Here is a 6,248-nt window from a genome sequence, read left to right on the forward strand (position 1 = left end):
GATCCGGAGGAAGCGCCCTGGGGCGTGTTTCGAAAGTGGCGTCGTCCGCCCGGGGGGCGGGGCCGGGGGGCGTCCGGTGATTGTGATCGCAAGGCGGAGGGTGGGGGTACCTCCCGCGCCGCCGGGCGCAGGGGGAGGGAGCGCGGCGGGCTGCACGGACGAGCGACCACGCCGCGAGCGTGCGTGCCGGGCGTTCCCGGCCGGACGGGGCTTTCGCAACACGCTCTAGGGCCGGCCGAAGACGAGGGACACGTTGTGGCCGCCGAAGCCGAAGGAGTTGGCCAGGGCGGCGTCCCAGCGGCCGCCGCGCGGGCCGCGGCGCACGACGTCGAGCGGGACCTCGGAGTCGAGTTCGTCGAGGTTGCGGGTGGCCGGGACGGAACCGTCGCGCAGCGCGAGCATGGCGGCGATGGCGCCGAGGGCTCCGGAGGCGCCCAGCAGGTGGCCGGTCATCGACTTGGTGGCCGTCACGACCGGGTGGGTGCCCACCGCTTCGGTGATGGCCCGGGCCTCGGCGACGTCGCCCTGCGGGGTGGACGTGGCGTGCGCGTGGACGTGGCCGATGTCGCCGGCGGCGGTCCCGGCGTCCCGCAGCGACTGGTTCATCGCCCTGACCTGCCCGGGGACGTCCGAGGCGGTGATGTGGGCGGCGCTGGAGGTGATGCCGGCGCCCAGCAGGACGCCGTGCGGGGTGGTGATGCCGCGGGCGCGCGCGTGGTCGGCCCGCTCCAGGACGACGACGGCGGCGCCTTCGCCCAGTACGAAGCCGTTGCGCTTGGTGTCGAACGGCCGGCAGGCGTGCTCGGGGTCGTCGTTCTGCGTGGACAGGGCCATCATCTGGGCGAACGCCGTGAGCGGCAGCGGGTGGACGCTGGCCTCGACACCACCGGCCACCACCATGTCCACGCGGCCGGAGCGGATCAGGTCGAGGCCGAGGGCGAGGGCCTCGGCTCCCGAGGCGCACGCGCTCACCGGGGCGTGCGCGCCGCCCTGCGCGCCGAGGTCCATGCTGACCCAGGCGGCGGGACCGTTGGCCATCAGCATGGGCACCGTGTGCGGCGACACGCGGCGGGGGCCGGAGGTCTCCAGGACGTGGTTCTGGCCCAGCAGGGAGGTCACGCCGCCGATCCCCGTACCGATGACGACGGCCAGCCGTTCGGCGTCCACTTCAGGGCTGCCGGCGTCCTGCCACGCCTCGCGCGCGGTGGTGAGCGCCATCTGCTCGGAACGGTCGAGGCGGCGCGCCTCCGTGCGCTTCATCGCGTCGGCCGGATTCACGGTGAGCTGAGCGGCGATACGCACCGGCAGCGGCTCGGCCCACGTTTCGTCCAGCGCCCGGATTCCATTCTCTCCGGCCTGCATCGCCGCCCAGGTGGTGGCCATGTCGGCACCGAGGGGAGTCATCGCTCCGAGACCGGTTGCCCATACGTCGATCGCTTTCTGCATGTGGCCGGACGCTAGCCAAACGGGCAGTTGATTGGCAAGTGGCCATTTCCTGGCCGAGAACCGTTTCTAGGGGGGTGGCGAGAACCCCCTAATTTCTTTCCCGGGAAATGGGACTTCGGCGATTAGGGGGGTGTTCGGGGTGGCCTCTGGGCGGGCCCGTGGCGGTGCGCCGGGGCGCCCGCCGGTGTGCCACGGGGCTTGGTCGGCGTCCGGCTCCGCATGTTTTGATCTACCTGGCGCGTCGCGCAGCGAGGGAGCGCCGACGGTGTGCAAGGGAGGCATCTGTGGAGACGGTGGACGGAGCCAGGGGGCGGCACGTCCTCGAGGACCTGTTCTCACAGGCCCGGAACGGCACCGGCAGAGCCGTCCTCGTCACCGGCCCGCCCGGCATGGGCAAGACCACGCTGATCCACCATGTGCAGCGCCGTGCCCGCGAGTCGGGGGCACTCGTCCTGACGGCCCTCGCCTCCCCGGCGGAGCGGGACCTGCCGATGGGCGTCGTGGGCCAGTTGACCGCGGCCGCGTCGGCGCTGCCGGGCGGCGCGGAGGAGGAGGGCGGCTCCGAGCCCATCGACCGCTTCCAGCGTCTCGCGCACCGGCTCGCCGAGCGCGCTCCGCTGGTCGTCACCGTCGACGACGTCCACGAGATCGACGACGCGTCGCTGCGGTGTCTGCTGTATCTGGTGCGCCGGGCGGGGTCCTCACGCGTCCTCGTCGTCCTCGGCGAGCGTGCCGGCGCCCCGCAGTTCACGTCCAGGCTGGCCGCGGAATTCGTCCGCAGCCCGCACTGCGAGCTGGTCCAGCTGGCGGGCTTCTCGGTGGCCGGGACGGCGAGCGAGCTGGCCGGGCACCTGGGCGCGGAGGCGGCCCGGGCGGCGGCGCCCGGCTGGCAGCACGCGTCCGGTGGCAGTCCGCTGCTCGTCGCGGCGCTGATGCGGGACCGCGAGACGGGCGCCGCGACCGGGAGCGGCTCGGGTGCCGGAGACGGCACCGGAGTGGGTGCCGGTGCGGGTTCCGGTGCGGGTTCCGGCGCTGGTGCGGGTGCCGGTGCGGGCGCGGGCGCGGGTGCCGGTGCCGACGCGGGTTCCGGTGCGGGTGTGGGTGCCGGTGCGGGTTCCGGTGTGGGTGCCGGTGCGGGTTCCGGTGCGGGCGCGGGTGCCGGTGTCGGCGTCTCCGCGGCGCCGGGACCGGTCGCTCCGGTCGCCGGGTACACGTTCGGGCTCGCCGTCCGCTATCTGCTCGGCCAGCTCGACGAGGACGGCCTGCGCACCGCGCGCGGGCTCGCCGTCCTGGGCGGCGCCGCCACGCCCGGCAGCCTCGACCGGCTGCTGGACCTGGCCGCCGGAACGGCCGCGCAGACCCTCGGCACGCTGGACGCGCTCGGACTGACCGACCACGGCCGCTACCGCGTGGAGGCCGCCCGCACCACCGTCCTGGCGGAGATGGCCCCGGAGGAGCGTGCCCTGGCGCACCACCGGGCCGCGCGCTTCCTGTACGAGGACGGGACGGCGACCGCGGAGGTGGCCCGGCACCTCGTCGCGGGCGGACCGCCGGACGAGGGCTGGGTCCTGCCCGTCCTGCGGGAGACGGCCGACCAGGCGCTGCGGGACAACGCCCCGGACTGGGCCATCACGTGTCTGCGGGTCGCCCAGGACGCGTGCCGGGACGACCAGTCGCGGGCGGCGGTGCGGTCCGAACTGGCCCAGGCGGAGTGGGAGGTGGACCCGGCCGCGGTGCGGCGTCATCTGGGCGCGCTCCTCGCCGACCACCGGGCGGGCCGTCTCGACCACCGGCAGGGCATCCGGCTGATCGCCTACCTGCTGTGGCACGGCAGGCCGGAGGACGCGGACGCCATGTTCGCCGATCTGGATCCGGTCGAGGCGGAGTTGCAGGAGGAGTGCCGGGCCAGGCTGGAGACGATGCGGGTCTGGTTCGCGCACGCGTACCCGGTGCTCGGCGCGCGGTACCGGCACAGCGCGAGGCTCGAGGAGATGGCGCTGGGCCGCAGCGTGGGCGCCGTGGATCCGCAGGCGGACGGCGCGCTCGTGCTGTACGCGCTGATGGCCGAGGGCCCCACGGCCGGGGTTCTGGAGACCGCGGAGCGGCTGCTCCAGGGCGTGGTGCTGCACGATCCGCCGGTGGCTCCGGCCGTGGCCGCGCTCGCGACGTTCGTGCACGCGGCGAGGCTGGACCGTGCCGCGGAGTGGTGCGACCTGCTCGTCGAGGGTGCCGCGGGGCGCCCGCCGGCGGTGCGGGCCTTCCTGGCGGCGGCCAGCGCGGCGGTGGAGAGCCGGCTCGGGAACTTCGACGTCGCCCGGCGGCGCGCCGACGAGGCGCTGACGCTGCTGAGCCCGGCGGCCTGGGGCATCGCCGTCGGCGTGCCGCTGGCGGCGAAGGTGCTCGCCTGTACGGCGCAGGGCGACCGTGAGGCGGCCGCCGAGTGCTTCCGGGTCCCCGTGCCGGAGGTGATGTTCCAGACCCTTCCCGGGCTGCACTACCTCCAGGCGCGTGGCCGCTACCACCTGTCGGTGCGGCGTTACCACGCCGCGCTCGGCGACTTCCACGCCTGCCGGGATCTGATGGCCGCCTGGAACCTCGATGTGTCGACGGCCCTGTCGTGGCGGGCGTACGCCGCGGAGGCACTGATCGCGCTCGACAGTCCGGTCCAGGCACGTGAGCTGCTGGCCGAGGAGCTGACCAGGCAGGACGAGGGCAACCAGTGGATGCGTGAGCAGTCGCTGCGCGTCCTCGAACGGCTCGGGCCGGGCCGTCGGACGGCCCGGCCCGCTCCCGGCGCCGGCCAGGTGGAGGAGCTCAGCCGGGCGGAGCGCCGGGTGGCGCTGCTCGCGTCCGAGGGGCACACCAACCGGGAGATCGCCGCCAAGCTGTTCGTCACCCCGAGCACCGTCGAGCAGCATCTCACCCGCGCCTACCAGAAGTTGGGGGTGCGGGGCCGGGCGGATCTGCCCGCGGTGCTCGGCCCCGTCAGCGCGGGCGGCTGACGGTACGCCGGAAGCCGTGGCCGCTCTTGCGGCCCAGGCAGCCCCGCAGAACCAGGTGTTCGAGCAGCCGGGGCGGTGCGCCGTCGGTGTCCGGGAACTCCTCGTGGAGCCGCCTCAGGATCGCCAGCGAGACGTCCAGGCCGATGCTGTCGAGCAGGGCGAAGGGCCCCATCGGGTACCCGAAGCCGCGTTCGACGGCGGCGTCCGTCCGCTCGACGTCCGTGTCGTGGACGTCCAGCAGCCGTACGGCGTCGGCGAGGTAGGGGAAGAGCAGACGGTTCACGATGAACCCGGTACGGTCCGGGCAGGCGACGGTCGTCTTGCCGAGCCCGGCGCAGAACGCCTCCGCGTCCCGGACGGCCCGTGCGCTCGTGGCCGGGGTGCGGACGAGTTCGACCAGGCGCATGACCGGGGCCGGGTTGAAGAAGTGCAGGCCCAGGACGTCCGCGGGGCGTGCGGAGGCTTCGGCGCAGGCGGTCACCGACAGGCTGGAGGTGGTGGTGGCCAGCACCGCGCCCGGCTTGCAGACGGCTCCGAGGGTGGCGAACAGCGCGTTCTTCAGGGTGGCGTCCTCGGCCGTCGCCTCGATGACCAGGTCGCGGTCGGCCAGGGCGGCGGACCGGTCGGTGCCGTCCAGGAGGACGAGGGCGGCCGCCCGGCGCTCGGGGGTCGTCCGGCCGCGCCGCACCGACTTGGCGAGCGAGTCCGCCACGGCCCCGACGGCGGTGGCGGCCTTCTCGGGGGTGCGGGCCACGAGGACGGTCGGGTGTCCGGCGGAAGCGGCGGCCTCGGCGATGCCCCGGGCCATCGTCCCGGATCCGAGGACGCCGACCCGCCGGATGCCGGCCCCGGCGCCGGGACCCACCGGCTTGCGGTGCGCTCCCGCGGTCTGCCCGGGAACTCCGGTGGGCTCCCCGGTCTCGTCGTAGAGGTAGAAGCCCCGGCCGCTCTTGCGGCCGACGAGCCCGCCGCGGACCAGGGAGGTCAGCAAGGGGGCGGGTCGGAACGCATGATCACTGGTGCGCGCCAGCAGCCCGGTGAGCTCCGCGTGCACCGTGTCGAGGCCCAGTTCGTCGAGGAGCCGCAGCGGTCCCGCGGGCAGTCCGCAGCCCAGCCGCATGGCCGTGTCCACGGCTTCCTGTCCGGCGTAGCCCTCCTCGACCATGGCGACGGCCCGGTTGAGGAGACCGTACACGAGCGCGGTGGCGTCCGCCGCCGGGCGTGCGCCGATGTCCGCGGCCCCGATGCCGAGTTCCTCGAGCAGATCGTCCAGGACGGCGACGGCGCTGTCGCCGCTCATGGCGGTGCGTACGCGTTCGGCGGGCCGGCCGGGCCCCGGCGGCCGTGGCGAGCGCAGCCCCAGAGTGGCGGCGGGCCGCCCGGAGGCGATGGCGAGGTGGGTGAGCGGGAGTGTCCCGGTGGTGGTGACGAGCACGGTGTGGTCCTGGCAGACGCTGTCGAGCCGGCGCAGGACGCCCGTCTTGACCGACAGGTCCTCGGGAACCGCTTCGAAGACCACGTCGGCCGCCGTGAGGGCGGCGCTCTCGTTGGTGAGCCGGTATGTGCCGCCGGCCCGGCCGGCGGCCGTGTCCGCGGCTTTCATGCGCCGGTCCACCCGGGCCAGCACGTCCAGTTCCTGGTCGACTCCGACGACCTGGTGGCCGGCGGCGTGCAGCAGGCCCAGCAGGGGCTCGCCGACGGAGCCCAGGCCGACCACACCGACAACGGAAGGCTTTCGCGCCATGGATCGCCTCCTCCTCTCTGCGTCGTGTTCCGCGGCGCGGGTCAGCCTTCGGACAC

General features: G+C 74.8%; 3 protein-coding genes. 1 reads left to right on the forward strand and 2 read right to left on the reverse strand.

Annotation, left to right across the window (positions count from 1 at the left end; genetic code table 11):
* Positions 1-225 precede the first annotated feature (225 nt).
* Complete coding sequence (locus ACY34K_RS22395) at positions 226-1,446, reverse strand: beta-ketoacyl-[acyl-carrier-protein] synthase family protein (RefSeq protein WP_462749797.1); 1,221 nt, start codon at positions 1,444-1,446, stop codon at positions 226-228.
* 284 nt (positions 1,447-1,730) lie between these two features.
* Here ACY34K_RS22395 and ACY34K_RS22400 point away from each other — a divergent pair, with 284 nt between their 5' ends.
* The gene (locus ACY34K_RS22400) at positions 1,731-4,448 is read left to right on the forward strand and encodes a helix-turn-helix transcriptional regulator (RefSeq protein ID WP_462749799.1); all 2,718 of its coding nucleotides are present in this window, start codon (positions 1,731-1,733) and stop codon (positions 4,446-4,448) included.
* Here the strand turns inward: ACY34K_RS22400 and ACY34K_RS22405 are convergent.
* Positions 4,432-6,192: a 3-hydroxyacyl-CoA dehydrogenase family protein gene (locus ACY34K_RS22405; RefSeq protein ID WP_462749801.1), complete on the reverse strand. Its 1,761-nt coding sequence runs from the start codon at positions 6,190-6,192 to the stop codon at positions 4,432-4,434. The genes ACY34K_RS22400 and ACY34K_RS22405 overlap by 17 nt on opposite strands.
* Positions 6,193-6,248 lie beyond the last annotated feature (56 nt).

It is taken from the genome of Streptomyces sp. STAM6 (assembly GCF_054963715.1).

Bases quoted from the DNA above. Each gene is read 5' to 3' on its own strand.
- ACY34K_RS22405 (WP_462749801.1), bottom strand. From the start codon at position 6,192: ATGGCGCGAAAGCCTTCCGTTGTCGGTGTGGTCGGCCTGGGCTCCGTC.
- ACY34K_RS22395 (WP_462749797.1), bottom strand. From the start codon at position 1,446: ATGCAGAAAGCGATCGACGTATGGGCAACCGGTCTCGGAGCGATGACT.